The organism is Streptomyces sp. NPDC002835 (assembly GCF_053591995.1).
The window spans coordinates 42,998-68,756 of record NZ_JBSFUW010000008.1; the positions used below are offsets into that span (position 1 = coordinate 42,998).

The following is a 25,759-nucleotide window of genomic DNA, read 5'->3' on the forward strand; positions in this document are numbered from 1 at the left end:
CGCTCACCGTCCGCGCAGCGTGCGGTACTTGCCGGCCAGGGTCGCGGTCGAGCTGTCGAGCTGTTCGCCGCCCTTGCCCTCGGTCAGCACCGGCTCGATCCTCTTGGCGAGCACCTTGCCCAGCTCGACTCCCCACTGGTCGAAGGAGTCGATGTTCCAGACGGCGCCCTGGACGAACACCTTGTGCTCGTAGAGCGCGATCAGCTGGCCCAGCACGGAGGGCGTGAGGTCCTCCGCGAGGACGGTCGTCGTCGGGTGGTTGCCCTTGAACGTCTTGTGCGGCACCAGTTCCTCCGCGACGCCCTCCGCCCTGACCTCCTCGGGCGTCTTGCCGAAGGCGAGGGCCTGCGTCTGCGCGAAGAAGTTGGCCATCAGCAGGTCGTGCTGCGGGACGAGGCCGGCGAGCAGGGAGGGCACGGGCTTGGCGAAGCCGATGAAGTCGGCCGGGATCATCTTGGTGCCCTGGTGGATCAGCTGGTAATACGCGTGCTGTCCGTTGGTGCCGGGGGTGCCCCACACCACCGGGCCGGTCTGCCAGTCGACCGGATTGCCGTCACGGTCCACGGACTTGCCGTTGGACTCCATGTCGAGCTGCTGGAGGTAGGCGGTGAACTTGGACAGGTAGTGCGAGTACGGCAGCACGGCGTGCGACTGGGCGTCGAAGAACGCCCCGTACCAGACGCCCAACAGGCCCAGCAGCAGCGGTGCGTTGGCCTCGGCGGGTGCGGTGTGGAAGTGCTCGTCGACGAGGTGGAAGCCGTCGAGCATCTCCCGGAACCGGTCCGGGCCGATCGCGATCATCAGGGAGAGGCCGATCGCGGAGTCGTACGAGTAGCGGCCGCCGACCCAGTCCCAGAACTCGAACATGTTGGCCGTGTCGATACCGAAGCCGGAGACCTTCTCCGCGTTGGTCGACAGGGCGACGAAGTGCTTGGCGACGGCGTCGGGGCCGGCCCCGAGGCCGGTGAGCAGCCACTCGCGGGCGGAGGTGGCGTTGGTGATCGTCTCGATGGTGGTGAAGGTCTTCGAGGCGATGATGAAAAGGGTCTCCGCCGGGTCGAGGTCCCGTACGGCCTCGTGCAGGTCGGCCCCGTCCACGTTGGAGACGAAGCGGAGCGTCAGGTCCCGCTGGGTGTAGGAGCGGAGCACCTCGTACGCCATCGCAGGCCCGAGGTCGGAGCCGCCGATGCCGATGTTGACGATGTTCCTGATGCGCCTGCCGGTGTGGCCGGTCCACTCGCCGGAGCGGATCCTCTCGGAGAAGGCGGCCATCCTGTCGAGCACGGCGTGGACGGCGGGCACCACGTTCTCGCCGTCGACCTCGATCACGGCGTCGCGCGGGGCACGCAGCGCCGTGTGCAGGACGGCGCGGTCCTCGGTGGTGTTGATCTTCTCGCCGCGGAACATGGCGTCCCGGAGCCCGGCGACGTCGGTGGCGGCGGCCAGCTCGCGCAGCAGCGCCAGCGTCTCGTCGGTGACCAGGTGCTTGGAGTAGTCGAGATACAGATCGCCGACCTGGAGGGTGTACCTGCTGCCGCGCTCGGCGTCCGCCGCGAACAGCTCCCGCAGATGCGTGTCGCCCAACTGCTCGCGGTGCTTGCCGAGAGCCGTCCATTCGGGCATCTGGTTGAGCCTGGTCTTGCCTGCGTTCATCTCGGACATCAGCCCACTTCTTCTCGTACCTGCCTGCATGCCCCGCTGCGGTTCCCAACCTAATTGATCAGGCAGGCCGGCAATGCCTCGGCGGGGCAGCGCGCAGAAAGCGGCCCGGTGACGAGAAAGTCCGGCCGGCACCCTCATCAGGGGTGCCGGCCGGGCCGGAAAACTAGTGCCGTGACCGGCAATGTTTGCCCGTCGAGGAGCGTCGTCCAGTGCGTGCGATCGCAAGGCGGCCGGAAGCCCTCGTAGCGGAGCTACTAGGACTTCCGGCCAACGCGGCGTGGGGGCACCTCCCGTGCCCGAAGGGCTACGGGGGAGTGCGTGATGGGCGGCGCGACGGGGCAAAGCTTGCCGGGAGGGGCACTAGATCTCGCCGCGCAGTTTGGCGAGTGCCTCCGCGAGGATCGCCTCGCCGTCCGCGTCGCTGCGCCGCTCCCGTACATAGGCGAGGTGCGTCTTGTACGGCTCGGTGCGCGGCGGGTCCGGCGGATTGTCCCGGTCCTGACCGGCCGGGAACCCGCACCGCGGGCAGTCCCAAGTGTCGGGGACCTGTGCGTCACTGGCGAAGCTCGGCTGCGTCTCGTGCCCGTTCGAGCACCAGAAGGAGATGCGGAGGCGCGGCGCGGACTCGCCTCGCTCAGCCTCGCCCATCGGCCCCGCTCCGACCCGGCTTCCCCGGATCGCGTTGCCACTTGCCACGGTCGTAACTCCCTGCGTGATGGTGCTGCACAGCGATTCACAGCGGCTGCGCCGCGAGTGCCCCAGTCTACGTAAGGCCCAACGCTCGTCCAGTGATTGGAGTTACACACCGGCCCCGGAGGTTCAATTCCCGGGTCAGCTGTCCAGCTTCATCAGCAGACCGAGCACGATAATGCACGCGAACCACAGCAGACCGACCACGACGGTGATGCGGTCGAGGTTGCGCTCGGCGACCGAGGAGCCGCCCACGGACGACTGCATACCGCCGCCGAACATGTCGGAAAGGCCGCCGCCCTTCCCCTTGTGCATCAGCACGAGCAACATCAGCAGCCCGCTGAAAAGGATCAGGGCGATCGAGAATCCCATAACCACGGCTGGACCCTACTTCCTGGCAATTCTCTTGGCTCAATACGGACGACGGGGGCCCCGGGCTCGATGTGTGAGCCCCAGGCCCCCGCAAGGGTACGCCGGATCGGCGCTACCGCATACTCACCGGTTACTCACTGGTCGCGGAAGCGGACGATCTTGACGAACTCGTCGGCGTCCAGCGCCGCGCCGCCCACCAGGGCGCCGTCGACGTCGGGCTGCGCCATGATCGCGGCCACATTCCCCGACTTCACCGAGCCGCCGTACTGGATCCGGACCTTGTCGGCCAGCTCCTGCGAGTACAGCTCCGCGAGACGGCCGCGGATCGCACCGCAGACCTCCTGGGCGTCCTCGGGGGTGGCGACCTCGCCGGTGCCGATGGCCCAGACCGGCTCGTAGGCGATCACAACGGACTCGGCCTGCTCGGCCGGGACGTCCTTCAGGCCGCCGTCGAGCTGGGCGAGGGTGTACTCGACCTGGTTGCCGGCCTTGCGGATCTCCAGGCCCTCGCCGACGCAGAGGATCGGGGTCAGACCGTGCTTGTACGCGGCCTTCACCTTGGCGTTGCAGATCTCGTCGGTCTCGGCGTGGTACTGGCGGCGCTCGGAGTGGCCCACCGCCACGTAGGTGCACTTCAGCTTGGCCAGCATCGGACCCGAGATCTCGCCGGTGTAGGCGCCGGAGTCGTGGGCCGAGATGTCCTGGGCGCCGTACTTGATCTTCAGCTTGTCGCCGTCGACCAGGGTCTGGACAGACCGCAGGTCGGTGAAGGGCGCCAGGACGGCGACCTCCACGGCGTCGTAGTCCTTGTCGGCCAGTGCGAAGGAGAGCTTCTGGACGTGCGCGATGGCCTCGAGGTGGTTGAGGTTCATCTTCCAGTTGCCCGCCATCAGCGGGGTACGCGTGGTCAAGGTGTTCAGTCCTCCAGTGCGGCAAGGCCGGGGAGCGTCTTGCCCTCGAGATACTCGAGGCTGGCGCCGCCGCCGGTCGAGATGTGGCCGAATGCCTTCTCGTCGAAGCCCAGGGTCCGCACGGCCGCGGCGGAGTCCCCGCCGCCGACCACGGTGAAGGCCGGGGAGTCGACGAGCGCCTGGGCAACGGCCTTGGTGCCCTCGGCGTAGTCGGGGTGCTCGAAGACGCCCATCGGGCCGTTCCAGAAGACGGTGGCCGCGTCGGCGAGCTTCGAGGCGTACAGCTTGCGGGTCTCCGGACCGATGTCCAGACCCTCCTGGTCGGCCGGGATCGCGTCCGCGGCGACCACGGTCGGGTTGGCCGGCGCCTTGGTCTTGAGGTCCGGGAACTCCGTGGAGACCAGCACGTCGACGGGGAGCACGAACTCCACGCCCTTGGCCTTGGCGCGCTCCAGGTACTCGAGCACCACGGGGACCTGGTCCTCCTGGAGCAGGGAGATACCGACCTCGTGGCCCTGGGCCTTGAGGAAGGTGTAGGCCATGCCGCCGCCGATGAGGATGCGGTCGGCCTTCTCCAGCAGGTGGTCGATGACGCCGAGCTTGTCGGAGACCTTCGCGCCGCCGAGCACGACGGCGTACGGCTGCCGGGCCTCCTCGGTGAGCTTCTTGAGGACGCCGACCTCGGTCGCGATCAGGAAGCCGGCCGCGTGCGGCAGCCGGGCCGGGAGGTCGTACACCGAGGCGTGCTTGCGGTGCACGGCGCCGAAGCCGTCGCCGACGTACACATCGGCGAGGGCGGCGAGCCGGTCGGCGAAGGCGCCGCGCTCGGCGTCGTCCTTGGAAGTCTCTCCGGCGTTGAAGCGGAGGTTCTCCAGGACGGCGACCCGGCCGTCCTGGAGGTTCGCGACGACGGCCGTGGCGGACTCGCCGACCGTGTCGGTCGCGAACTCCACGTGCGAGCCGAGCAGTTCACCGAGGCGGGCGGCGGCGGGGGCCAGCGAGAACGCCGGGTCCGGGGCGCCCTTGGGACGGCCCAGGTGCGAGGCGACGACGACACGCGCGCCGGCCTCCGCGAGCTTGGCGACGGTCGGCACGACGGCCCTGATCCGGCCGTCGTCGGTGATGGTCGTGCCGTCGAGCGGCACATTGAGGTCGGCGCGGACGAATACCCGCTTGCCGGCGACCCCGTCGGCCAGCAGCTGGTCGATGGTCTTCATGTTTTGCGGCTCCTCGGAGGACTGGACGCACGGCAGGGCCCGGACAGCGCCGCATTGCGCTGGCCGAGCCCTGCCGCTCACATCGTGGTGCTCTCGTGGTGGTTCAGGCGGTGCAGGTCAGAGCTGGCTGCCGACGAAGACCGTGAGGTCGACGAGACGGTTGGAGTAGCCCCACTCATTGTCGTACCAGCCGAGGATCTTCACCGACTTGCCCTCCTGGACCATGGTCAGGGAGGAGTCGAAGGTGCAGGACGCCGGGTCGCCGACGATGTCCGAGGACACGATCGGGTCCTCCGTGTAGAAGAGGAAGCCCTTGAGGTCGCCGTCGTCGGCGGCCTTCTTGAACGCGGCGTTGACCTCGTCCTTCGTGACCTCGCGCTCCACCTCGACGACCAGGTCGGTGGCCGAACCGGTCGGGACCGGGACGCGCATGGCGATGCCGTCCAGCTTGCCCTTCAGCTGCGGCAGGACCAGGGCGGTGGCCTTGGCGGCACCCGTGGTCGTCGGGATGATGTTCTCCGCGGCGGCGCGGGCGCGGCGCAGGTCGGAGTGCGGGAAGTCCAGGATCCGCTGGTCGTTGGTGTACGCGTGGACCGTCGTCATCAGGCCCTTGACGATGCCGAAGTTCTCGTCCAGAACCTTGGCCATCGGCGCCACACAGTTGGTGGTGCAGGACGCGTTGGAGATGACGTGGTGGTTCGCGGCGTCGTACTTGTCCTGGTTGACGCCCATCACGATGGTGATGTCCTCGCCCTTGGCCGGAGCCGAGATGAGGACCTTCTTGGCGCCGCCTGCGATGTGCTTCTCCGCGTCGGCCTTCTTGGTGAAGATGCCGGTCGACTCGATGACGATGTCGACGCCCAGCTCACCCCAGGGGATGTCGGCCGGGTTGCGCTCGGAGAGCACCTTGACGGTGTGGCCGTCGACCGTGATGGTGTCGGCGGTGTGGCTGACCTCGGCCTTGAGACGGCCGAGGATGGTGTCGTACTTCAGCAGGTGGGCCGTGGTCGCAGTGTCACCCAGGTCGTTGACAGCCACGATCTCGATGTCTGCACCCTGCTCCAGCAGCGCGCGGAAGTAGTTACGACCGATGCGGCCAAAGCCGTTGATGCCTACGCGGATCGTCACGAAACCGATCTCCTCGTTAGGAACGCCGGGTTTCGACGCCGGCGAGAATTTGTTTTTGGGATGTCCCCGACCGCCTACGACCCTACCCCTCCGAAGCCTCCGCAGTGACATTCAGTGGTCCGGTTCGCGAGACGGTGGCCCGTACCCGTCAGTAGGAAAAACGGGGCGCCGCTGCGCGCGCCGGGGCGCGGGGCGCATGTGCCGCCGCCCCGCGCCCGTTGACCTGGGCCGTCAGCGCCGCAGGGCACTCAGCGCCGCGCCGGTGAGCCGTGCACGCTCACCCGCGTCGCGCAGGTGCTCGAGGCCGAAACCGAGCAGCACGGTGTCCCGCGTGGCCACCGCGGACCCCGACGGATAGAGGTCCTGGCTGCGTTCCCAGCTTCCTCTCGGGGCCGGGCTGCCCGCCGGCGGCCCGCTCGCCTGCCAGGCGCCGAGAGACGTCTCGAAGCCCTCCAGGGGCTCCGCCGCGCCGCCGGTGACCAGACCGGCCTGGTCGACGAAGACCCCGCGGCCGCCGGCGCTCGGGTCGGTGACGTAGGAGACGGAGACCTCGATCTGCTTGCCCGCGTAGGCGCTCAGGTCGAAGGACGCCGTGCGCCAGCCGTCGGAGGCTCCGGTGAAGGAGTTCCAGGTGCCGGTGGTGCCGGTGGCCGTGCACCCGTCCGGCCCGAGCGTGAGGTAGTGCCCCAGGAACGGGTGCTGGTCGATGTAGAAGCCGCCGTCGCACTGGGTGGGCACGGTGGTGGACGTGCCGCCGTTGGCGTCCGGGAGCGTCGTCCAGTCGTCCTGGCCGACGGTGTGGACCTCCACTACGGCGTTGTCGTAGCCGGGCTCGGTGTTGAAGCTGAGCCGCATGTCGAGCCTGGGCTGCTCGCCGGCCGCCGTGCCGGTCAGGTCGACGGTGCGGGACAGCCGCGTCCAGGAGGAGTTGTGGTGCGCGGCCGCCGCGTACCACTCGCCCTCGTACGGCGAGAACGGCATCCGCGCGCCCGGGTAGTCGCCCGCGGCCGCGCTGCGGAACTGGGGGAACGCGTCGGACGGCAGCGTGTCGGAGGTGATCGTGTACGCCCCGGCCGCGTCCAGCGGGTTGCCCGGGGCGTCCCCGAGCGTGCCGGCGGCGCCCGAGAGGCGCCCGGTGCCGAGGAAGCCGTTCACCCCCGCGAGCGAGGCGCGGCCGAAGGCGCCGAGGTAGTACTGCGAGAAGTCGTCGCTGAGCGCCCTGCCGAGGTCGGCCTCGCCGCCGGCATGTTCACCCGCGGTGATGAGCTTCCCGCCCTCGTTGACGTAGGAGCGCACGGCCCGCGTGGTGGCCCAGGACGGTTCCGCGGCGCCCGAGTACCACACGACGGTCTCGAAGTGGCTCAGCACGCCGAGCGGGTGCGGGGCGCCCTGCGTGGCGACGTCCCAGACGGCGCTGCGCCTGCCGTTGTCGGCGAGGGCGAGGGTGTACGCGGCGGTGTGCTGTGCCGCGGCCGTGCCGCCCTCCTCCGCGACGACCAGGGTGTCACCGCGCGGGCGTTCGGCGACGGTGTACGTGAAGCGCTCGCTGGAGGTGCGTGCGCCGTCCTTGGTGCGGCCGGTGAACCACACCTCGACCCGGTCGCCGGGTCGGGCGTCCTCGACCCTGGCGCGGTACTCGTCGAAGTGGAGGTTGTCCTCGCCGCCGTAGCGCTCGCCGCCCTTCCAGGGGCGCAGCTTCTCGTCGTGCGTACGGCCGCCGTTGATCCGGTAGTTGAGCTCCTTGTGGCGCACGGACCTGCGGGCGGTGACGGAGACCTCCTGATCGCCGCTGCGGGCGTAGGAGGTGGCGAAGGTGTCCGGGGTGAAGTCCGCGGCCTCGAGTCCGAGCGCCGAGGACGGCCGGTCGGGGTGGGCTGCGGTCTCCGCGACGGAGAGCGCGAAGGGGATGTTCTTGGCGAACTCCTGCTGGATCAGCTTCTCGTCGTCGGGGAAGGTGAAGATGGAGGCGCAGTCCGCGGGGTTCCACTCGTCGTCGGGGTCGACGCGGGAGGCGGCGGCGCAGGTCGACATCTCGGGGGTGAACATCATCGTCCCGTTGACGTTGGCCGCGTGGCCGTCGCTCTCGCCGTTGGTGGTGTAGAGCTCGGAGGAGACCTGCGGCCGGTAGCCGGGGATGGCGGAGTTGCCGGGTGTGCCCGCCAGTGCCTCGTAGAGCACGTCGTCCGGGGTCGGGGTGGCGACCTGCCAGCCCACTCCGTACAGCAGCAGTTGGGCGGCGGAGTGGTAGTTGATGCCGTACTCGAAGCCGATGCGCTTCTGGAAGCGGTCCATGGCCCGGGTCTCCGGTTCGGAGGCGGGGCCGGTGCCGCGGTAGGTCTCGTCGAACGGGTCGGGCGAGGAGCCCTCGTTGTCGTAGCCCCATTTGTAGGGGAAGTTGCGGTTGAGGTCGACGCCGTCGCCCGGGGTGGTCTTCCCGTCGCCGTTGTTGTCGCGGAGGTTCTTGCGCCACTGGCGCTCTTGCGGGCCGTTGAAGGTGTAGTCGTAGCCGTCCGGGTTGGCGGAGAGCACGAACCACAGCTCGGTGGCGTCCACGACCTCGGTGATCCGCTGGTCCTTGCCGTAGTTGTCGAGGTAGTGGTGCATCAGCCGCCGGGTCATCTCCGGGGTGATCCACTCACGGGCGTGCTGGTTCGACATGTACAGCGTGGCCGGCTTGGCGCCGTCGCGGTGTCGGTCGGCGCCCCGGGAGACCTTGAGGGCGAGGATGTCCTGGCCCTTCACGGACTTGCCGATGCTGACGACCTTGGTGAGGTCCGGGTGGGCCTTCGCGGTGTCGAGGATCTCGCTCTTGAGACCGCCTTCGCCGCTGTACGGGCGGAAGACCCCGTCCCCGGCGGCGGCGAGGCGCTTCTCCGTCCGGTCGGAGAGGGTGTGCTCGCTGATCTCGACGCCCTGCTCGCGCAGTTCGCCGGCCTGCCGCTCGGTGAGGTGGAGCTCGATGGTGGCGGTGCCCCGGTCGGGGACCCGCTCGCCCAGTTCGTGGCCGTCGGTACCGGCCGCGAGGACCAGCGGCACCTGTTCCTTGCTCACTTCCGCGTGCCATACGGCGAGTTCCTCGCCGTTCCCGCCCCCGGAGTCGGCCTGCGCGATCGGCGCCGCCGACACTCCCGCGATCAGGAGTGAGGCCGCCGCGAGGATCGATCTCGCTCTGCGTCTCATAAGCCCCCCTTGCTGTTGTCTGCCAGGAAAGTGCTCTTGTCCGCCGTGATGACGGGCATGCGACAGGCTCATGACTCCCCATGATCATGTCAATAGGGCCGCACCGGCCCGAGCGGGTTCGGAAACGACACTGCCGACGCCCCGGGAGGCGTCGGCAGTAAAGCTGTGGAGCTACATGCCAGGGTTCGTCAGCCGACCAGACCGTCGGCCATCTCCTCCGTCAGATTCGACTCCGTGCCCGGAATGCCCAGGTCCTGCGCCCGCTTGTCCGCCATCGCCAGCAGCCGGCGGATACGGCCCGCGACGGCGTCCTTCGTCAGCGGCGGGTCGGCGAGCGCGCCCAGCTCCTCGAGCGAGGCCTGCTTGTGCTCCATGCGCAGCCGGCCCGCGGCCGCGAGGTGCTCGGGCACCTCCTCGCCCAGGATCTCCAGGGCCCGCTGCACCCGGGCGCCGGCCGCCACCGCGGCACGGGCGGAGCGGCGCAGATTGGCGTCGTCGAAGTTGGCCAGGCGGTTGGCGGTGGCGCGCACCTCGCGCCGCATCCGCCGCTCCTCCCAGGCCAGCACGGACTCGTGCGCGCCGAGGCGGGTCAGCAGCGCGCCGATCGCGTCGCCGTCGCGGACGACCACGCGGTCGACGCCCCGCACCTCGCGCGCCTTCGCCGCGATGGACAGCCGCCGGGCCGCGCCCACGAGAGCGAGGGCCGCCTCGGGCCCGGGGCAGGTGACCTCCAGGGAGGAGGACCGGCCGGGTTCGGTCAGCGAACCGTGCGCGAGGAAGGCGCCCCGCCAGGCGGCCTCCGCGTCGCAGGTCGCACCCGAGACCACCTGGGGCGGCAGCCCGCGGATCGGACGGCCCCGGCCGTCGACCAGCCCCGTCTGCCGCGCGAGCTGGTCACCGCCCGCCACCACCCGCACCACGAAGCGCGAACCGCGGCGCAGGCCGCCGGGAGCCATGACCATCAGCTCCGAGCTGTGACCGAAGATCTCCAGAATGTCGCGCTTCAGCCGGCGGGCCGCGATACCGGTGTCCAGCTCCGCCTCGATCACGATGCGGCCGCTCACCAGGTGCAGACCGCCCGCGAACCGCAGGATGGCCGAGACCTCTGCCTTTCTGCAGCAGGTCCGGGTGACGGGAAGCCGGGAGATCTCGTCCTTCACCGCTGCCGTCATCGCCATGGGCCGATCCTTCCATGCATCCGAAAAATACGGTCGTACGCGGCCGCCAACAGTTCCGGATCATGCTTCGAAACGCTGTCGGGAGAGGCCACCGGAGCCAGCTCGACCGCGGCGCCCAGCCGCTCGGCGGCATCGGCGAGGGACTCGCGGTCGGGCACTGCGGCCTCGTCGGCCAGCACCACGTCCAGGGTGAGTTTAGGCGCGTGTCGTCCCAAAACCTCCAAATGACGCTGCGGTGAGAAGCCATCTGTTTCACCGGGCTGCGGCGCGAGGTTCAGGGAGAGCACCCGGCGCGCCTTCGTCTCGATCAGGGCTTCGAGCAGTTCGGGCACCAGAAGATGTGGGATCACGGAGGAGAACCAGGAGCCGGGGCCCAGGACCACCCAGTCGGCGTCCAGCACCGCGGCGACGGCCTCCGGAACGGCCGGCGGGTCGTTCGGCACCAGGTGCACGGACTGGACCTCGCCGGGCGTGAGCGCCACGGTCGCCTGGCCTCGCACGGTGACCACGTCGTCCGGGCGCGCCTGGTCGTGGCCCCGTACCAGCGCCTGGAGCTCGAGCGGGACGGCCGACATGGGCAGCACCCGGCCGTGCGCGCCGAGCAGCTTGCCGACCAGGTCCAAGGCCTGGACGTGGTCGCCGAACTGCTCCCACAGGGCCACGATCAGCAGATTGCCGACCGCGTGCTCGTGCAGCTCGCCCTGGGACTGGAAGCGGTGCTGGATGACCCGGGCCCAGGTCTGGCCCCAGTCGTCGTCCCCGCACAGCGCCGCCAGGGCTTTGCGCAGGTCACCGGGCGGCAGCACACCGAGCTCGTCGCGGAGACGGCCGCTGGAGCCGCCGTCGTCGGCGACCGTGACGACCGCGGTGAGGTCGCCGGTGATGCGGCGCAGGGCCGCGAGCGACGCCGACAGGCCCATGCCGCCGCCCAGGGCGACGACCTTGGGCTGTGCGCCGCGCTTCCGTGGCGACAGCGAGCGCGTGGACCTGCGCAGCCGCCGCAGACGGAGGTTGCGTCCGGTCACTCGCGCCCCAGGTCCCGGTGGACGACGACGGTCTCGACACCGGCGGACGCCAGACGGGCGGCCAGCTTCTCGGACGTGGCGACGGAGCGGTGCTTTCCTCCGGTGCAGCCCACGGCGACGGTCACGTACCGCTTGCCCTCGCGGCGGTAACCGGCGGCGATCAGCTGGAGCAGCTCCGTGTAGCGGTCGAGGAACTCCTTGGCGCCGGGCTGGTTGAAGACGTAGTTCGACACCTCGTCGTTGAGACCGGTGAAGGGGCGCAGCTCCGGCACCCAGTGCGGGTTCGGCAGGAAGCGCATGTCGACCACGAGGTCCGCGTCGACCGGCAGGCCGTACTTGAAGCCGAACGACATCACCGTCGCCCGCAGCTCCGGCTCCTCGTCGCCGGCGAACTGGGCGTCCATCTTGGCGCGCAGCTCGTGCACGTTGAGACCGGAGGTGTCGATCACCAGATCCGCGTCGCCGCGCAGCTCGCGCAGCAGGTCGCGCTCGGCGGCGATGCCGTCGACGATCCGGCCGTCGCCCTGCAGCGGATGCGGGCGGCGCACCGACTCGAAGCGCCGCACCAGCGCGTCGTCCGACGACTCGAGGAAGACGATCCGGCGGGTCACCTGCTTGGCGTCCAGATCGGCCAGCGACTCGCGCAGGTTGTCGAAGAAACGCCGGCCGCGCACGTCGACGACGACCGCGATCCGTGCGACGTTGCCCTGCGAGCGGGCGCCGAGCTCCACCATCGTGGGGATCAGCGCGGGCGGCAGGTTGTCCACGACGAACCAGCCCAGGTCCTCCAGGCACTTGGCCGCCGTACTGCGGCCGGCGCCGGACATCCCCGAGATGATCACCAGCTCCGGGATGGCCACGTCCCCCGTGGCCTCGCCGCCGGGCTCTGTGCCGGGCTCGGTGCCGTTGCCCGTACTCACGTCTGCTGCTCCGTCTCCGTCGTGCTCAGTCATGCCGTGCTGCCCCCGTCGCTCTCTTCAATGATCTCTCCTGTGGCGGTGTTCACGGCGGGCGCGGACGGCGCCGTCCGCGCCAGGGCCACGACCACCGACTCGGCCGTCTTGCGGCCCATCCCCGGAACCTCGCAGATCTGCTCGATTGTCGCCTGCCGCAGCCGCTTCACCGAGCCGAAATGCTTGATCAGAGCCTGCTTCCTGGTGTCGCCGAGCCCCGGGACCGCGTCCAGCGGGCTGGTCCTGATGCGCTTGGAACGCTTGGAACGCTGGTAGCGGATGGCGAAGTCGTGTGCCGTGTCACGCACCCGCTGCAGCAGATACAGGCCCTCGCTCGACCGCGGCAGCACCACGGGGTCGTCGTCGTGCGGCAGCCAGACCTCTTCGAGGCGCTTGGCGAGGCCGCAGACCGCGACGTCGTCGATGCCCAGCTCGTCCAGGGCGCGCTTGGCCGCGGCGACCTGGGGCTGCCCGCCGTCCACGACGACGAGCTGCGGCGGGTAGGCGAACCGCTTCGGCCGGCCCTCCTCGTCCTTGGCCTCGTGGCCGGGCTCGTCGTCGCCGATCCACTCCCCCGTGCGGTCCTTCTCCGCGAGGTAGCGCTTGAAGCGGCGGGTGATCACCTCGTGCATGGACCGGACGTCGTCCTGGCCCTCGAAGCCGCGGATCTGGAACCGGCGGTACTCGCTCTTGCGGGCCAGCCCGTCCTCGAAGACGACCATGGACGCCACCACGTCCTCGCCCTGAAGGTGCGAGATGTCGAAGCACTCGATCCGCAGCGGCGCCGAGTCGAGCCCCAGGGCCTCCGCGATCTCCTCCAGGGCACGGGAGCGGGTGGTCAGATCGCTGGCGCGCTTGGTCTTGTGCAGCCCGAGCGCCTGCAGCGCGTTGCGCTCGACGGTCTCCATCAGGGCCTTCTTGTCGCCGCGCTGCGGGACCCGCAGGGAGACGCCTGCCCCGCGGCGCCCGCTCAGCCACTGGGTGACCGCGTCGGCGTCCTCCGGCAGCGCGGGGACGAGGACCTCCTTGGGGACGGCGTCGCCGCTCTCCTCGCCGTACAGCTGCTGGAGCGCGTGCTCGACCAGGCCGGCCGTGTCCACGTTCTCCACCTTGTCGGTGACCCAGCCGCGCTGGCCGCGGACGCGTCCGCCGCGGACGTGGAAGATCTGCACGGCCGCCTCCAGCTCGTCCTCGGCGACGGCCATCAGGTCGGCGTCGGTGGCGTCGGCCAGCACCACGGCGTTCTTCTCGAGGGCGCGCTCGAGGGCGGTTATGTCGTCACGGAGGCGGGCCGCCTTCTCGTACTCCATCTCCTCGGCCGCGGCCATCATCTGCTTCTCGACGCGGCGGATGTACGTCCCGGTGCGGCCGGCCATGAAGTCGCAGAACTCCTCGGCCAGTTCGCGGTGCTCCTCGGGGGTGACCCGGCCCACGCAGGGCGCGGAGCACTTGCCGATGTAGCCGAGCAGACAGGGGCGGCCCTTCTGCACGTGGTTGCGGAAGACGCCCGCGGAGCAGGTGCGCACCGGGAAGACGCGCAGCATCAGGTCGACGGTCTCGCGGATCGCCCAGGCGTGTCCGTACGGACCGAAGTAGCGCACGCCCTTCTTCTTGGCGCCGCGCATCACCTGGACCCTGGGGAACTCCTCGTTCAGCGTCACCGCGAGGTAGGGATAGCTCTTGTCGTCGCGGTACTTCACGTTGAACCGGGGGTCGTACTCCTTGATCCAGGAGTACTCCAGCTGGAGCGCCTCCACCTCGGTGGAGACGACCGTCCACTCGACGGAGGCCGCGGTGGTGACCATGGTCCGGGTGCGCGGGTGGAGATTCGCCAGGTCCTGGAAGTAGCTGGCGAGGCGGGAGCGCAGGCTCTTCGCCTTGCCGACGTAGATCACCCGGCGGTGCTCGTCACGGAACCGGTAGACCCCCGGCGAGTCGGGGATCTGTCCCGGCTTGGGGCGGTAGCTGGAGGGGTCGGCCATGCCGTCCACCCTACTGGCGGGCAGTGACAGTACGGGCACTCGCCGCCAGGTACATGACCGCTCCCTGGTGGTACGGGGCCGGAGCGGGAACGGATGCGCAGCGAGCCTTGTCGGAGAAAGATCAACCCGCTTCAATGCGGGGAACGTCAACCCGCTTCGTTGCGGGAAGCGCGGCGCTGCCCACGGGCCGGTGTGGCGACCCCACCTCCGTCCGTCCCGGCGCCCACGGGTCTCCCGCTTCCCTTGTTCCGTTCCCCTGCCCTCCTCTTCCCTTGTCCTTCCCTTTTCCCCTTCTGTCCCCGTTCCCCGGAGGAATGTATGGGCCATGCACATGCCGAGGCCGATCTGGCGCAGGCGTTGGACACCGGCCCGTTCCATCTGGCGCTGCGCGCCGCCCTCGCCGTGCGCGGCCTCCCGCTGCAGCGTGTCCAGCACCATCTCGCCCACCGCGGGATCAAGGTCGGCGTCACCAGCCTCAGCTACTGGCAGCAGGGCGCCCGCCGCCCGCAGCGCCCCGAGTCACTGCGGGCGGTGCGCGCGCTGGAAGACGTCCTCTGCCTGCCGGGGAACTCGCTGGTCCGGCTGCTCGGCACAGGCGACGACCAGGCGCACTGCCGCGCGGAGGCGGAACGTTCCAGTGGGCGCGTGGACCGGTCCGGCGCGGTGGAACGGCTCGTCGCCGGCCTCGGCCCGCCGGCGCCCGCGGACAGCGGGCTGCACACCGTGGGACACCACGAACGGGTCCGGATCGGGACGCGGGGACAGCTGCTCGGGCGGGAGTCGCAGCAGGTCGTACGCGTCCACCGCGACGGCGTCGACCGCTACCTCGCCGTCCACCACGGCGACCCCGGCTGCGACCTGGCGGCCGTGGAGGTCAGCGCCCGCGAGAACTGCCGTACCGGGCGGGTCCGATGTGACCGGGCGAGCGGCGTCATGGCCGTCGAGCTGCTCTTCGACACCCGGCTGCGGGTCGGTGAGACGTACGTCTTCGGCTACGGCTTCGCGGACGGGACGGGCGGCCGGAGTACGGAGTACGCGCGGGGCTTCGGCTCCGCGGGCGGTCAGTACATGCTGCAGGTGCACTTCGACGAGGGAGCGCCGCTGCCGGTGCGCTGCCGTCGCCTCTCCCGGGGCACCACAGGAGTGCCGCGCGGTCCCCGCACGGAACTGGCGCTCAGCGGGCGGCACCGCACGGTGCACCTCGTCGAGCAGGGGGTGCGGCCGGGGACGCTGGGGATCGGCTGGGACTGGGAGTGACGCCGCGGGCGCTAGGCGTCCGGGCCGGCCACGAGCCGGCCGCCCTCGGCCTTGACCGGCACCTCCGGCAGCGGGACGGTGGCCGGTCCGCGCAGCGCCTTGCCTGTCGTCACGTCGAAACGGCTGCCGTGGCACGGGCAGTTGCCCTCGGTGCCCTCCACCTTGTCGAGGACGCAGCCGGCGTGGGTGCACTGGGCGCTGAACGCCTTGTACTCGCCCTTCGCCGGGCAGTGCACGATCAGGCGCTGCTCGCGGTACAGCCTGGCCCCGCCGACGGGCACGGCGTCCGCGGCGCCGAGGTCGACCGGTGCGGTGGGGGTGGGGTTCTCCGCGTGGCCGAGCTTGGACTCGGTGGAACACCCCGCGACCCCCAGCCCGGCGGCGCCGGCCGCCCCGGCGAGGGCAGCGCCCTTCAGGACGGTACGGCGGGCGGCGGTCGGGGCCATCGGAACTCCACGGTTCGGCTGATCATGGTGGGGGACGCGGGCGTCACGTACCGCCAGACCCGACGATACCGGCGGAGATCGCCCTGCCGACGGCGGGGTGGTGGGGGCGCTGCATGGGGCGGGGTGACCGCTGCGCGGGGCCGTTCCCCTACCCTCCCCCCGCGGCCGCCAGGCTGCAGGGGGAGGGTAGGGGACAAGCCCGCCGCAGGCGCCACCCACCCGCACCCGCCGACACGCCCCCGCCGCGCCCCGACGTCACACCTTCCGGGCCCGCCCCGCCGTCTTCGCCGGCTTCCGCGCGGCCGGCTTCCGCGCCGCCGGCACCGCCGCCCCGCTCGCCGCCGCGTCGCTGATCCGCTCCACGTCCAGGATGTCCCGCAGGAACTTGCCGGTGTGGCTGGCCGGCACGCCCGCCACCTGCTCCGGCGTGCCCTCGGCGACCACCAGGCCACCCCCGTTGCCGCCCTCGGGACCCATGTCGATGACCCAGTCCGCCGTCTTGATGACGTCGAGGTTGTGCTCGATGACGATCACCGAGTTGCCCTTGTCGACGAGCCCGGACAGCACCGTGATCAGCTTGCTGATGTCCTCGAAGTGCAGACCGGTCGTCGGCTCGTCCAGGACGTAGACCGTCCGGCCCGTCGACCGCTTCTGGAGCTCGGACGCCAGCTTCACGCGCTGCGCCTCACCGCCGGAGAGCGTCGGCGCGGGCTGGCCCAGCCTGACGTACCCGAGGCCGACCTCGTTGAGGGTGCGCAGATGGCGGGAGATCGTCGGGACGGCCTCGAAGAAGTCCAGCGCCTCCTCGATCGGCATGTCCAGGACCTCCGCGATGGACTTGCCCTTGTAGTGGACGTCCAGCGTCTCGCGGTTGTACCGCGCCCCGTGGCAGACCTCGCACGGGACGTACACGTCCGGCAGGAAGTTCATCTCGATCTTGATCGTGCCGTCGCCGGAGCAGTTCTCGCAGCGGCCGCCCTTGACGTTGAAGGAGAACCGGCCCGGCAGATAGCCGCGGACCTTGGCCTCCATCGTCTCCGCGAAGAGCTTGCGGACGTGGTCGAAGACGCCCGTGTACGTCGCCGGGTTGGACCGCGGAGTGCGGCCGATGGGCGACTGGTCGACGTGGACGACCTTGTCGACGAGGTCGTCGCCGTCTACCCGGGTGTGGCGGCCCGGCACCGACTTCGCGCCGTTCAGCTCGCGGGCGAGGTGGGTGTAGAGGATGTCGTTGACCAGGGTCGACTTTCCGGAGCCGGAGACGCCGGTGACCGCTGTCAGGACCCCGAGCGGGAAAGCGACGTCGATGTCCTGGAGGTTGTTCTCCCGGGCGCCGTGCACGGTCAGCCGGCGCGCCGGGTCGACCGGGCGGCGCAGGTCCGGTGTGGCGATGGACCGCTTGCCGGACAGGTACTGCCCGGTGATGGACTCCTTGTTGGCGAGCATCTGCTTCAACGGGCCGGAGTGCACGACCTTGCCGCCGTGCTCGCCCGCGCCGGGGCCGATGTCGACGACCCAGTCGGCGACCTTGATGGTGTCCTCGTCGTGCTCGACGACGATGAGGGTGTTGCCCATGTCACGGAGCCGGACGAGGGTCTCGATCAGCCGGTGGTTGTCGCGCTGGTGGAGGCCGATGGAGGGCTCGTCCAGGACGTAGAGCACGCCGACGAGGCCGGAGCCGATCTGGGTGGCGAGCCGGATGCGCTGGGCCTCGCCTCCGGAGAGGGTGCCGGCGGCGCGGTTGAGCGACAGATAGTCCAGGCCGACGTCGACCAGGAAGCGCAGCCGCTCGTTGACCTCCTTGAGGACCCGCTCGGCGATCTTCTTGTCGCGGGCGTTGAGCTTGAGGCGGCCGAGGAACTCGGCGCACTCGCTGATCGACATCGCGGAGACCTCGGCGATGGACTTCTCCATCACGGTGACCGCGAGGACGATCGGCTTGAGCCGGGTGCCCTCGCAGGTCGGACAGGGCACCTCGCGCATGTAGCCCTCGAAGCGCTCCCTGCTGGAGTCGCTCTCGGCCTCGGAGTGCCGCCGCTTGACGAACTGGACGGCGCCTTCGAAGGCCGGGGTGGTCCAGGCGCGCTCGCGTCCGTAGCGGTTGCGGTAGCGGACCTCGAGCTGCGTCTTGTGGCCGTGGAGCAGGGCCTTCTTGGCACGGGCGGGCAGCCCGGCCCAGGGCATGTCCGTGGAGAAGCCGAGCGCCTGGGCGAGCCCGTCGATCAGGCGGCCGAAGTACTCCTTGGTGTGGCCGTGCGACCACGGGTGGATCGCTCCCTCGTCGAGGGACTTCTCCTCGTCGGGGACGATCAGCTCCGGGTCGACCTCCATGCGGGTGCCGATGCCGGTGCAGTCGGGGCAGGCGCCGAAGGGCGAGTTGAACGAGAAGGAGCGGGGCTCGAGCTCCTCGAACGACAGGTCGTCGTACGGGCAGTACAAGTGCTCCGAGAACATCCGCTCGCGCTCGGGGTCGTCCTCCGCGAGGTCGACGAAGTCGAGCACGATCATGCCGCCGGAGAGCCCGAGGGCGGTCTCGACGGAGTCGGTGAGCCGGCGCTTGGCGGAGTCCTTCACGGTGAGGCGGTCGACGACCACCTCGATGGTGTGCTTCTCCTGCTTCTTCAGCGTGGGCGGCTCGGCGAGCTGGATGGTCTTCCCGTCGACCCGCGCCCTGCTGTAGCCCTTGGTCTGCAGGTCGGAGAAGAGGTCGACGAACTCGCCCTTGCGCTCGCGCACCAGCGGAGAGAGCACCTGGAAACGGCTTCCCTCGGGCAGCTCGAGCACCTTGTCGACGATGGCCTGCGGCGACTGGCGCGAGATGGGCCGGCGGCACTCGGGGCAGTGCGGCTTGCCGATCCGCGCGAACAGCAGGCGCAGGTAGTCGTAGACCTCGGTGATCGTGCCGACCGTGGAGCGCGGGTTGCGCGAGGTCGACTTCTGGTCGATCGAGACGGCCGGGGAGAGGCCCTCGATGAAGTCCACGTCCGGCTTGTCCATCTGTCCGAGGAACTGCCGGGCGTAAGAGGAGAGCGACTCGACGTACCGGCGCTGCCCCTCGGCGAAGATCGTGTCGAACGCGAGGGAGGACTTGCCCGATCCCGAGAGCCCGGTGAACACGATGAGGGAGTCACGCGGGAGGTCGAGCGAGACGTTCTTCAGATTGTGCTCGCGAGCGCCGCGAACGATGAGACGGTCGGCCACGCCGGTCCGCACCTTTCTACATAGAAGCGGAGGCACAGCCCCCGTCCCGGACTGGGACCCAGTCTTCGGGGGCGGCCAGAAGATGAATGCCTGACTTTCAAGGATGCCTCCACCGAGCGTATAGCACGCGCATTCGATTTACGGACGCGTGCCGACAGCTTCACCCGATCGAGTGGGCGGAGCTAGGGTCGACCTCATGATCGATCCCGTGAGCGACCTCCGCTCTGTACGTGAAGCGACGGACCGACTCCTCACCGCGGCCGCCGGACTGGACAACGCCGCGCTGGCCGGGCCGTCACGACTGCCGGGCTGGACCCGCGGCCATGTGCTCGCCCATATCTCCCGTAACGCCGACGCGCTCGTAAATGTTCTCGAGGGCCGCCCGATGTATGTCACAGGCGAGGCCCGCGACGCCGACATCGAGCGCGACGCGCCCCGCGCGCTCTCCGAGCAGCTCGACGACCTGCGCGCCACGGCCGCGCGCTTCCAGGACGCCGGTGCCGCACCGGGCGACTGGGAGCGCACCGTCGAACTGCGCAACGGTGTGACCGACCGCGCGGCCCGGGTCCCCTTCCGCCGCCTCGTCGAGGTCGAGCTGCACCATGTCGACCTCGGAGTGGGCTACGAGCTCGAGGACCTGCCCAAGGAGTTCACCGAGCGCGAGACCGCCTTCCTGGCGGACCGCTGGAGCGGGCGCGCGGACGTGCCCCCGACCCGTGTACTGGCCGGCGGCGGCGAGTGGCGGACCGGTGGCACGGAGGGTACTCCCGTCACCGTCTCCGGCTCCCCCGCCGATGTGCTGGGCTGGCTCTCGGGCCGCCGCACCGGCACGGGCCTGGAGTCCGCCGGGGGCCCGTTGCCCGTACTGCCGGCGCTGTAGGCCGCTATAGGCTGAGACCCATGACATACAGCGGAGCGGTGAAGGTCGGTGGCCCGGCGGACGTGCACGAGCTCGCCGACCTGATGATCTCCAAGGTCGCGGTCGGACCGATGGACAACAACGCCTATCTGCTGCGCTGCCGGGCCACCGGCGAGCAGCTGCTGATCGACGCGGCGGCCGATCCGGACACGCTGCTTCAACTGATCGGCGACGACTCCGTCGCCGGGGTCGTCACGACCCACCGGCACGGCGACCACTGGCAGGCGCTGGAGGACGTGGTCAGGGCCACCGGCGCCCGCACGTACGCCGGCCGTCACGACGCGGAAGGCATCCCCGTGCCGACCGACGTACCGGTCGAGGACGGGGACACCATCCGGGTCGGACGGGTGGAGCTGACCGCCCGCCACCTGGTGGGCCACACCCCCGGCTCGATCGTGCTCGTCTACGACGACCCGCACGGCCACCCGCACGTCTTCACCGGCGACTGCCTGTTCCCGGGCGGCGTGGGCAACACCAACAAGGACCCGAAGGCGTTCACCAGCCTGCTGGACGGCGTGGAGGAGAAGCTCTTCGCCGCGCTTCCCGACGAGACCTGGGTCTACCCGGGGCACGGCAAGGACACCACCCTGGGCGAGGAGCGCCCGCACCTCGCCGAGTGGCGCGAACGCGGCTGGTAGGTCGCGCAGCGGCCGTCATCCGGCCACGGACGTGAAGCCGTTCCCGCCGCCCGGCGGGAACGGCCCGAGGCCCAGCAGGCCCGTGACCGTGCCGGTGGTCAGCGTGTGCCAGTCGGCGGCGCCCCGCAGCATCGCGTGGTCGCCGCCGGGCATCGACAGCGTGTGGACCTCCGCGCCCGCGGCCCCGGCCCGGTCGGCGAAGGCCCAGGTCTCCTCCGGGTCGGTGACCCGGTCCCGGTCGCCGTGCAGCAGCACGGCACGTTTGCCGGTCAGATGCTCCACGGGCTCCCCGGCGGGGCACCACGGGGCGAGTCCCACCACCGCCGACACCAGTGGATGACCGGCGGCGTGCAGGGCGGCGCGGCCGCCCATCGAGTGGCCGACCAGGACGGTGGGAACGGGCCCGACGGCCGCCGCGAGTTCGTCGAGCGCCCGCAGGGCGTCACGGCCCGCGTCGGCACGTGAGCCGTTCCATCCCCGGTACGCGTAGCGGACCCGGCCCAGCGCGATGCCGTGCCCCGCGGTGGCGCGGGCGAGGGACCGGGCGAAGGGCCTCATCCGCGCACTGGGCAGGTTGAGCGCCGGCGGCGGCTCCAGCGCGTCGGCGCGGCCGCCGTGGAGCAGCAGGACGGCGGCCGCGGCCGGGGTCACGAACCGGTCGAGGCGCAGCGCCTCCCCGGTCACGGTGCCGGTGTCCTTCGTGCTTCTGCGGATGAGGATGGCCATCCCTTCCTCGGTCTGCCGGTCTGCCGGTCTGCCGGTCGCGGATGTCGGGGCGCGACGGGCTTCGTCCGGCAGTCGCCGATCGCCTGCGTCACGGTATGCGACGCCGGGCGCCGTGGCGGATCGGGGCCGAGCGCGCACCGGCGGGTGCGGACTGTCTGCCGTCCGCACCCGCCGGGTGTTGTCCGTCGCTCACGCCGGGGCCGCCGGCCCCTGGACGTCAGGCCTTGATGTTCTTCTTCTCCACGGCGTTCTTCTCCTCCACGGCGTTGGCCGCTTCCCGCTTCGAGGCGATCAGGCTGGTGACCGTCGTGGTGACGAGGACACCGCAGATGACGGCCAGCGAGAAGGGGATGGAGATCTCCGGGACGTGCACGCCGCTCTCGTGCAGGGCGTGCAGCACCAGCTTCACGCCGATGAAGCCGAGAATGACCGACAGGCCGTAGCTGAGGTGGACCAGCTTCTTCAGCAGCCCGCCGATGAGGAAGTAGAGCTGCCGCAGACCCATCAGCGCGAAGGCGTTGGCGGTGAAGACGATGTACGGGTCCTGGGTGAGACCGAAGATCGCGGGGATGGAGTCCAGCGCGAAGAGCACATCGGTGGTGCCGATGGCGAGCATGACGACCATCAGCGGCGTCAGGACGCGCTTGCCGTTGTTGCGTATGAAGAGCTTGGTGCCGTGGTACTTGTCGGCGACACCGAAGCGGTGCTCGATCGACCTGAGGAGCCTGTTCTCCTCGAACTCCTCCTCCTCGTCGCCGGAGCGAGCCTCCTGGACGAGCTTCCAGGCGGTGTAGATGAGGAACGCGCCGAAGATGTAGAACACCCAGGAGAAGCTGGCGATGATGGCGGCGCCGGCGGCGATGAAGATGGCGCGCAGCACCAGTGCTATCAGCACACCGATGAGCAGCACTCGCTGCTGGAGGTGCGACGGCACCGCGAACTTCGCCATGATCAGGACGAAGACGAAGAGGTTGTCGACGCTCAGCGACTTCTCGGTGATGAAGCCCGCGAAGAACTCGCCCGACGCCTGGCTCTCGCCCGCGAAGAGCAGACCGAGGCCGAAGAGCACGGCCAGCACGATCCAGACCACGGTCCAGATGCCGGCTTCCCTGATCGATACGTCGTGGGGCTTGCGCCCGATGAAGAAGTCGACCGCGATGAGGGCGCTCAGACCGAGAATGGTCAGCACCCAGAGGGTCATAGAAACGTCCACTGCGCCTCCGGCGTCGTACGGCAACTGATCAGCGTTGTCGCTGCCGGAGGTCTCCTCCACCCGGGCGGTCCACCGCCGCGGGCCGGCGCCCCGGGACTTCTCTGTCTGTCCGTATTGACGGGCGCGCCGCGAGCCGGGAGTACTCCCCTCCGCGCAAAGAACGGTACATGAAAGGACAAGGAAAGGTAAAGAGGAAGGTAAAGCGAAGCTCAAGTCGCCTGGTCAGCCAGGGTCGACGAGATATCCGCAGATCAGACGGGATCCGTGCGGATCAACGGCCCCAGGACCGGCGGGCCTCCGTCACACGGGACAGCACTTGGCGCAGCACATCGCTGCCGGGCGGCACGGTCAGCGGCTCGTACGTCCAGGCATGGCGCACCCACGGGTCGGCGAGGTGGTCGTCGGGGACCGGGGTGATCCGCAGCAGCGAGCGCCACAGCGGGTCGAGGACCGGGCCGTAGGCGGTGGCGTCCTCGCGGTCCGCCACCATCAGCAGATGGACCCCGACGGCCGGGCCCTCGTCCGCCAGATAGCGCAGCTGGTTGACCGCGCGGTCGTCGAAGCCGTGCGGGAAGTCGTTGACGATCAACAGCTGTTCGCCGGTGTCGAGGTCGGGCGGGAGCGCGTCGGCGGCGCCGCCGCGCACCGCCATCGTCACCAGATCGACCCGCTCGGTGAGCTTGGCGAGGAGGGCGCTCACACCCTGCGCCCCGGCAGCCGGCGGGCCCGCGAGGGCCCCGGAGTCGACCAGGGGCGCCAACGACGCGGCGGCCGTGCCGGCCGGGTCGATCGCGTGGACGGTGAACTCGCCGGGCGGGTGCACCGCGAGCAGGCGGGCGGCGAGCATGACCGCCGAGTCGGTGGCCAGCCGCCGCAGCTGCGCCTCGTCCATCGCCAGCGCGGCGTCCGAGCTCGCGCGCCCGCTGTCCACCCACAGGCCGCGCTCGAGCGGCAGCCGCACCAGGCACGGGATGCGCAGCTCGGGGCTCTCCGGGAGATGGAGGTCGCCCAGGCGCAGCGCCATCGGGACCTCCATGGGGACGCGGTAGGCGTGCCAGCAGGGGTTGTCCCAGCGGGCGAACGCGGGCGGCAGCGCCGGCTCGACGACCTCCGACTCGGCGGTCAGCTGGGCCAGGTCCCGGTCGAGTGCCTGGCGTGCCTGGTCGGTCAGCTGCTCGCACTTCGCGCGCGCCGCGGCCCTGGCGGCGTCCCCCGTGTTCCCGATGCGGCTGCGCGGGTCGGACAGGACGTGGTCGAGCTCTTTGTCCATCCGGGACTCGGCGAACTCGACGGCACTGCGGTACGCGGCGACGGTCCGGGCGAGGTCCTCGAACATGCCCCAGACCTGGTTGTAGAGGCGCTCCTCCATGGACCAGCCGCTGGCGTCGCCCGCCACCGGTGCGGCCGGACGGCCGGGCTCCGCCGGACCGGCGGCCGGAGCCGGCGGGGGCGGGGCCGACTGCCTGCGCGGATGCGCGTAGTTGATGGGCCCGGCCGGCATCTGCGGGGGGTCGCCGGGCCCGGGGGTCTGCTGCGCAGGGGTGGCCGCCGCAGGGTGCCCGGTGCGGCCGTCGGCCGGCGTGCCGTCCGCCGGGGACTGGCGGTCCGGGCCGGACGTGGGTGCCGCGGCCTCCGCGGTGGACGTGCTCACCCGGGCGGGCTCGGCGCGCTGCGTACGCGGCACGGCCGCCTCCTGGATGGTCGCCGCCGTCCGTGCGGCGGCCTCCATGCCCTGGTCGGCGAGGAGTTGGGCCAGCCCTCCGGCGTACCCCTGACCCACCGCGCGGACCTTCCAGGCGCCCTGGCGGCGGTACAGCTCGACCGCGACGACCGCGGTCTCGCTGTCCAGGCCGGTGATGGTGAAGCTGGCGAGCTCGGCACCGTCCTGGCCCATGACCGCGACGAACGGCGCGGCGGTGGTGCCGAAGCGGTCGGGTCCGCCGGTACCCTCGGGGAGCGCGAGCAGCACATTGACCTGCTGCACCTCCCCCGGCACCGCGGCGAGGTCGACGGCGAAGCGCGGCGACTGCTCGGCGCCCCCCGGCACCTCGACACCGGGCAGGGCGGGCACGCCGGGGTGGGCCACCCACTCCTCGCGCGCGGTGCCCTGCTCGCCGGAGCAGGTGGCGCAGGCGACGACCGGATGGCCTGCCGACACCCGGATCTCGAGTCGGGTGTCGGGCAGGGGGTGGTTCTGCCCCCGGACCAGCTCGGCCGTCATCGCTCTGTCCCCTCAGTGCTCTGCTGTGTGCGGTCGTTGCGCGTCGTGCGGTCGGTGCCTGTTGTGCGGTGCGCGTGCGCGCGGTCTCTGTCCGTGTGCGCGGTCCGGATGCGGGCAGCTCCCGGCGGCCGTGCCTCCGGGAGCTGCGGTGCGACTCGGGACTGCCGGGTCTACAGGTGCGGCAGGATGGCCGGCATCAGGTCCTGGAACGTCCGGCCGTTGGCCGGGTTGCCGAGGGCCGTCATCTGCCATCCGGCACCGGCGCGGTGCACCTTCGCCATGATCTGGGCGGTGTACTGGCCGCCGCCGTCGAGCGTGTACCGCGCGAGCTCCTGGCCGTTGGTCTCGTCCACGATGCGGCAGAAGGCGTTCTGCACCTCCTGGAACGTCTGTCCGGTGAACGAGTTCACCGTGAAGACGATCTGGTCGATGTGGACGGGCACCCGCTGCAGGTCGACGAGGATCGCCTCGTCGTCGCCGCCGGAACCGGCGCCGCCGACCAGGTTGTCGCCGGTGTGCTTGACCGAGCCGTCGTCGCTGACGAGGTGGCGGAAGAAGACCACGTCGACCGGCTGCTTGTCGGCGAACAGCACCGCGGAGGCGTCCAGGTCCACCTCACGCGTGCGCGAGCCGAACAGACCGCGACGGGGTGCCGCCTGCCAGCCGAGGCCCATCCGCACCGCCGTGAGGGTGCCCCCGTCACTCTTCTGCAGGCTGATGGCCTGGCCCTTGGTCATGTTGACCGTCACGCGCTGTCCCCTTCTCGCGATTTGCCACCGCCCATGTGTGCGGTTGTCCAAGTACCCTACGCAGTCGCACCGACAGCGCGGCGGGGCCGTC

20 protein-coding genes are annotated in these 25,759 nt (G+C 70.6%); 3 read left to right on the forward strand and 17 right to left on the reverse strand.

The window, feature by feature from the left end; all coding sequences use genetic code 11:
• Nucleotides 1–3 precede the first annotated feature (3 nt).
• The 11 genes from pgi to uvrC form a co-directional block, all read right to left on the reverse strand.
• Complete coding sequence (gene pgi, locus ACWD01_RS11080) at nucleotides 4–1,653, reverse strand: glucose-6-phosphate isomerase (RefSeq protein WP_451160709.1); 1,650 nt, start codon at nucleotides 1,651–1,653, stop codon at nucleotides 4–6.
• Nucleotides 1,654–2,022: 369 nt separating this feature from the next.
• Nucleotides 2,023–2,358, reverse strand: a complete 336-nt coding sequence (locus ACWD01_RS11085) for an RNA polymerase-binding protein RbpA (RefSeq protein ID WP_003957010.1) — start codon at nucleotides 2,356–2,358, stop codon at nucleotides 2,023–2,025.
• A gap of 135 nt (nucleotides 2,359–2,493) precedes the next feature.
• A complete protein-coding gene (gene secG, locus ACWD01_RS11090; protein WP_356892142.1) occupies nucleotides 2,494–2,724 on the reverse strand; it encodes a preprotein translocase subunit SecG in 231 nt (76 codons plus the stop codon).
• A gap of 134 nt (nucleotides 2,725–2,858) precedes the next feature.
• A complete protein-coding gene (gene tpiA, locus ACWD01_RS11095; protein ID WP_451160380.1) occupies nucleotides 2,859–3,635 on the reverse strand; it encodes a triose-phosphate isomerase in 777 nt (258 codons plus the stop codon).
• Nucleotides 3,636–3,640: 5 nt separating this feature from the next.
• Nucleotides 3,641–4,852 (reverse strand): phosphoglycerate kinase, encoded by a 1,212-nt coding sequence (locus ACWD01_RS11100; protein ID WP_451160382.1) that lies wholly within the window; start codon nucleotides 4,850–4,852, stop codon nucleotides 3,641–3,643.
• A gap of 117 nt (nucleotides 4,853–4,969) precedes the next feature.
• A complete protein-coding gene (gene gap / locus ACWD01_RS11105) occupies nucleotides 4,970–5,980 on the reverse strand; it encodes a type I glyceraldehyde-3-phosphate dehydrogenase (RefSeq protein WP_451160384.1) in 1,011 nt (336 codons plus the stop codon).
• Nucleotides 5,981–6,211: 231 nt separating this feature from the next.
• A complete protein-coding gene (locus ACWD01_RS11110; protein ID WP_451160386.1) occupies nucleotides 6,212–9,160 on the reverse strand; it encodes a M14 family zinc carboxypeptidase in 2,949 nt (982 codons plus the stop codon).
• A 188-nt stretch (nucleotides 9,161–9,348) separates the two neighbouring features.
• The gene (gene whiA, locus ACWD01_RS11115; RefSeq protein ID WP_005318962.1) at nucleotides 9,349–10,338 is read right to left on the reverse strand and encodes a DNA-binding protein WhiA; all 990 of its coding nucleotides are present in this window, start codon (nucleotides 10,336–10,338) and stop codon (nucleotides 9,349–9,351) included.
• Nucleotides 10,329–11,363 carry a gluconeogenesis factor YvcK family protein gene (locus ACWD01_RS11120; protein ID WP_451160388.1) on the reverse strand — a complete coding sequence of 345 codons (1,035 nt, stop codon included), beginning with the start codon at nucleotides 11,361–11,363 and terminating at the stop codon, nucleotides 10,329–10,331. Before ACWD01_RS11120 ends, whiA begins: the two co-directional genes overlap by 10 nt.
• Entirely contained in the window at nucleotides 11,360–12,316 is a 957-nt protein-coding gene (gene rapZ, locus ACWD01_RS11125) for an RNase adapter RapZ (protein WP_451160390.1), read from the reverse strand. The genes ACWD01_RS11120 and rapZ overlap by 4 nt, the downstream gene beginning before the upstream one ends.
• On the reverse strand, nucleotides 12,313–14,298 hold the full coding sequence (gene uvrC, locus ACWD01_RS11130) for an excinuclease ABC subunit UvrC (RefSeq protein WP_451160392.1): 1,986 nt from the start codon (nucleotides 14,296–14,298) through the stop codon (nucleotides 12,313–12,315). Before uvrC ends, rapZ begins: the two co-directional genes overlap by 4 nt.
• Before the next feature lie 318 nt (nucleotides 14,299–14,616).
• Here uvrC and ACWD01_RS11135 point away from each other — a divergent pair, with 318 nt between their 5' ends.
• Nucleotides 14,617–15,555 (forward strand): hypothetical protein, encoded by a 939-nt coding sequence (locus ACWD01_RS11135; protein WP_451160394.1) that lies wholly within the window; start codon nucleotides 14,617–14,619, stop codon nucleotides 15,553–15,555.
• A gap of 11 nt (nucleotides 15,556–15,566) precedes the next feature.
• Here the strand turns inward: ACWD01_RS11135 and ACWD01_RS11140 are convergent, their stop codons facing one another.
• Together ACWD01_RS11140 and uvrA are read right to left on the reverse strand one after the other, a co-directional pair.
• Complete coding sequence (locus ACWD01_RS11140; protein WP_451160396.1) at nucleotides 15,567–16,001, reverse strand: Rieske (2Fe-2S) protein; 435 nt, start codon at nucleotides 15,999–16,001, stop codon at nucleotides 15,567–15,569.
• Nucleotides 16,002–16,256: 255 nt separating this feature from the next.
• Nucleotides 16,257–19,202 (reverse strand): excinuclease ABC subunit UvrA, encoded by a 2,946-nt coding sequence (uvrA, locus tag ACWD01_RS11145; RefSeq protein ID WP_451160398.1) that lies wholly within the window; start codon nucleotides 19,200–19,202, stop codon nucleotides 16,257–16,259.
• Nucleotides 19,203–19,398: 196 nt separating this feature from the next.
• On the opposite strand from uvrA, the gene ACWD01_RS11150 reads away from it, so the two are divergent.
• Nucleotides 19,399–20,082: a maleylpyruvate isomerase family mycothiol-dependent enzyme gene (locus ACWD01_RS11150; RefSeq protein ID WP_451160400.1), complete on the forward strand. Its 684-nt coding sequence runs from the start codon at nucleotides 19,399–19,401 to the stop codon at nucleotides 20,080–20,082.
• Nucleotides 20,083–20,102: 20 nt separating this feature from the next.
• On the forward strand, nucleotides 20,103–20,759 hold the full coding sequence (locus ACWD01_RS11155) for an MBL fold metallo-hydrolase (protein ID WP_451160402.1): 657 nt from the start codon (nucleotides 20,103–20,105) through the stop codon (nucleotides 20,757–20,759).
• A 15-nt stretch (nucleotides 20,760–20,774) separates the two neighbouring features.
• Here the strand turns inward: ACWD01_RS11155 and ACWD01_RS11160 are convergent, their stop codons facing one another.
• From ACWD01_RS11160 to ACWD01_RS11175, 4 genes are all read right to left on the reverse strand, one after another.
• Nucleotides 20,775–21,485, reverse strand: a complete 711-nt coding sequence (locus tag ACWD01_RS11160; RefSeq protein ID WP_451160404.1) for an alpha/beta hydrolase family protein — start codon at nucleotides 21,483–21,485, stop codon at nucleotides 20,775–20,777.
• Between the two features lie 217 nt (nucleotides 21,486–21,702).
• The gene (locus ACWD01_RS11165; protein ID WP_451160406.1) at nucleotides 21,703–22,698 is read right to left on the reverse strand and encodes a TerC family protein; all 996 of its coding nucleotides are present in this window, start codon (nucleotides 22,696–22,698) and stop codon (nucleotides 21,703–21,705) included.
• Nucleotides 22,699–22,969: 271 nt separating this feature from the next.
• Complete coding sequence (locus ACWD01_RS11170; protein ID WP_451160408.1) at nucleotides 22,970–24,919, reverse strand: TerD family protein; 1,950 nt, start codon at nucleotides 24,917–24,919, stop codon at nucleotides 22,970–22,972.
• A 170-nt stretch (nucleotides 24,920–25,089) separates the two neighbouring features.
• Nucleotides 25,090–25,668: a TerD family protein gene (locus ACWD01_RS11175; RefSeq protein ID WP_005318943.1), complete on the reverse strand. Its 579-nt coding sequence runs from the start codon at nucleotides 25,666–25,668 to the stop codon at nucleotides 25,090–25,092.
• Nucleotides 25,669–25,759: the final 91 nt, after the last annotated feature.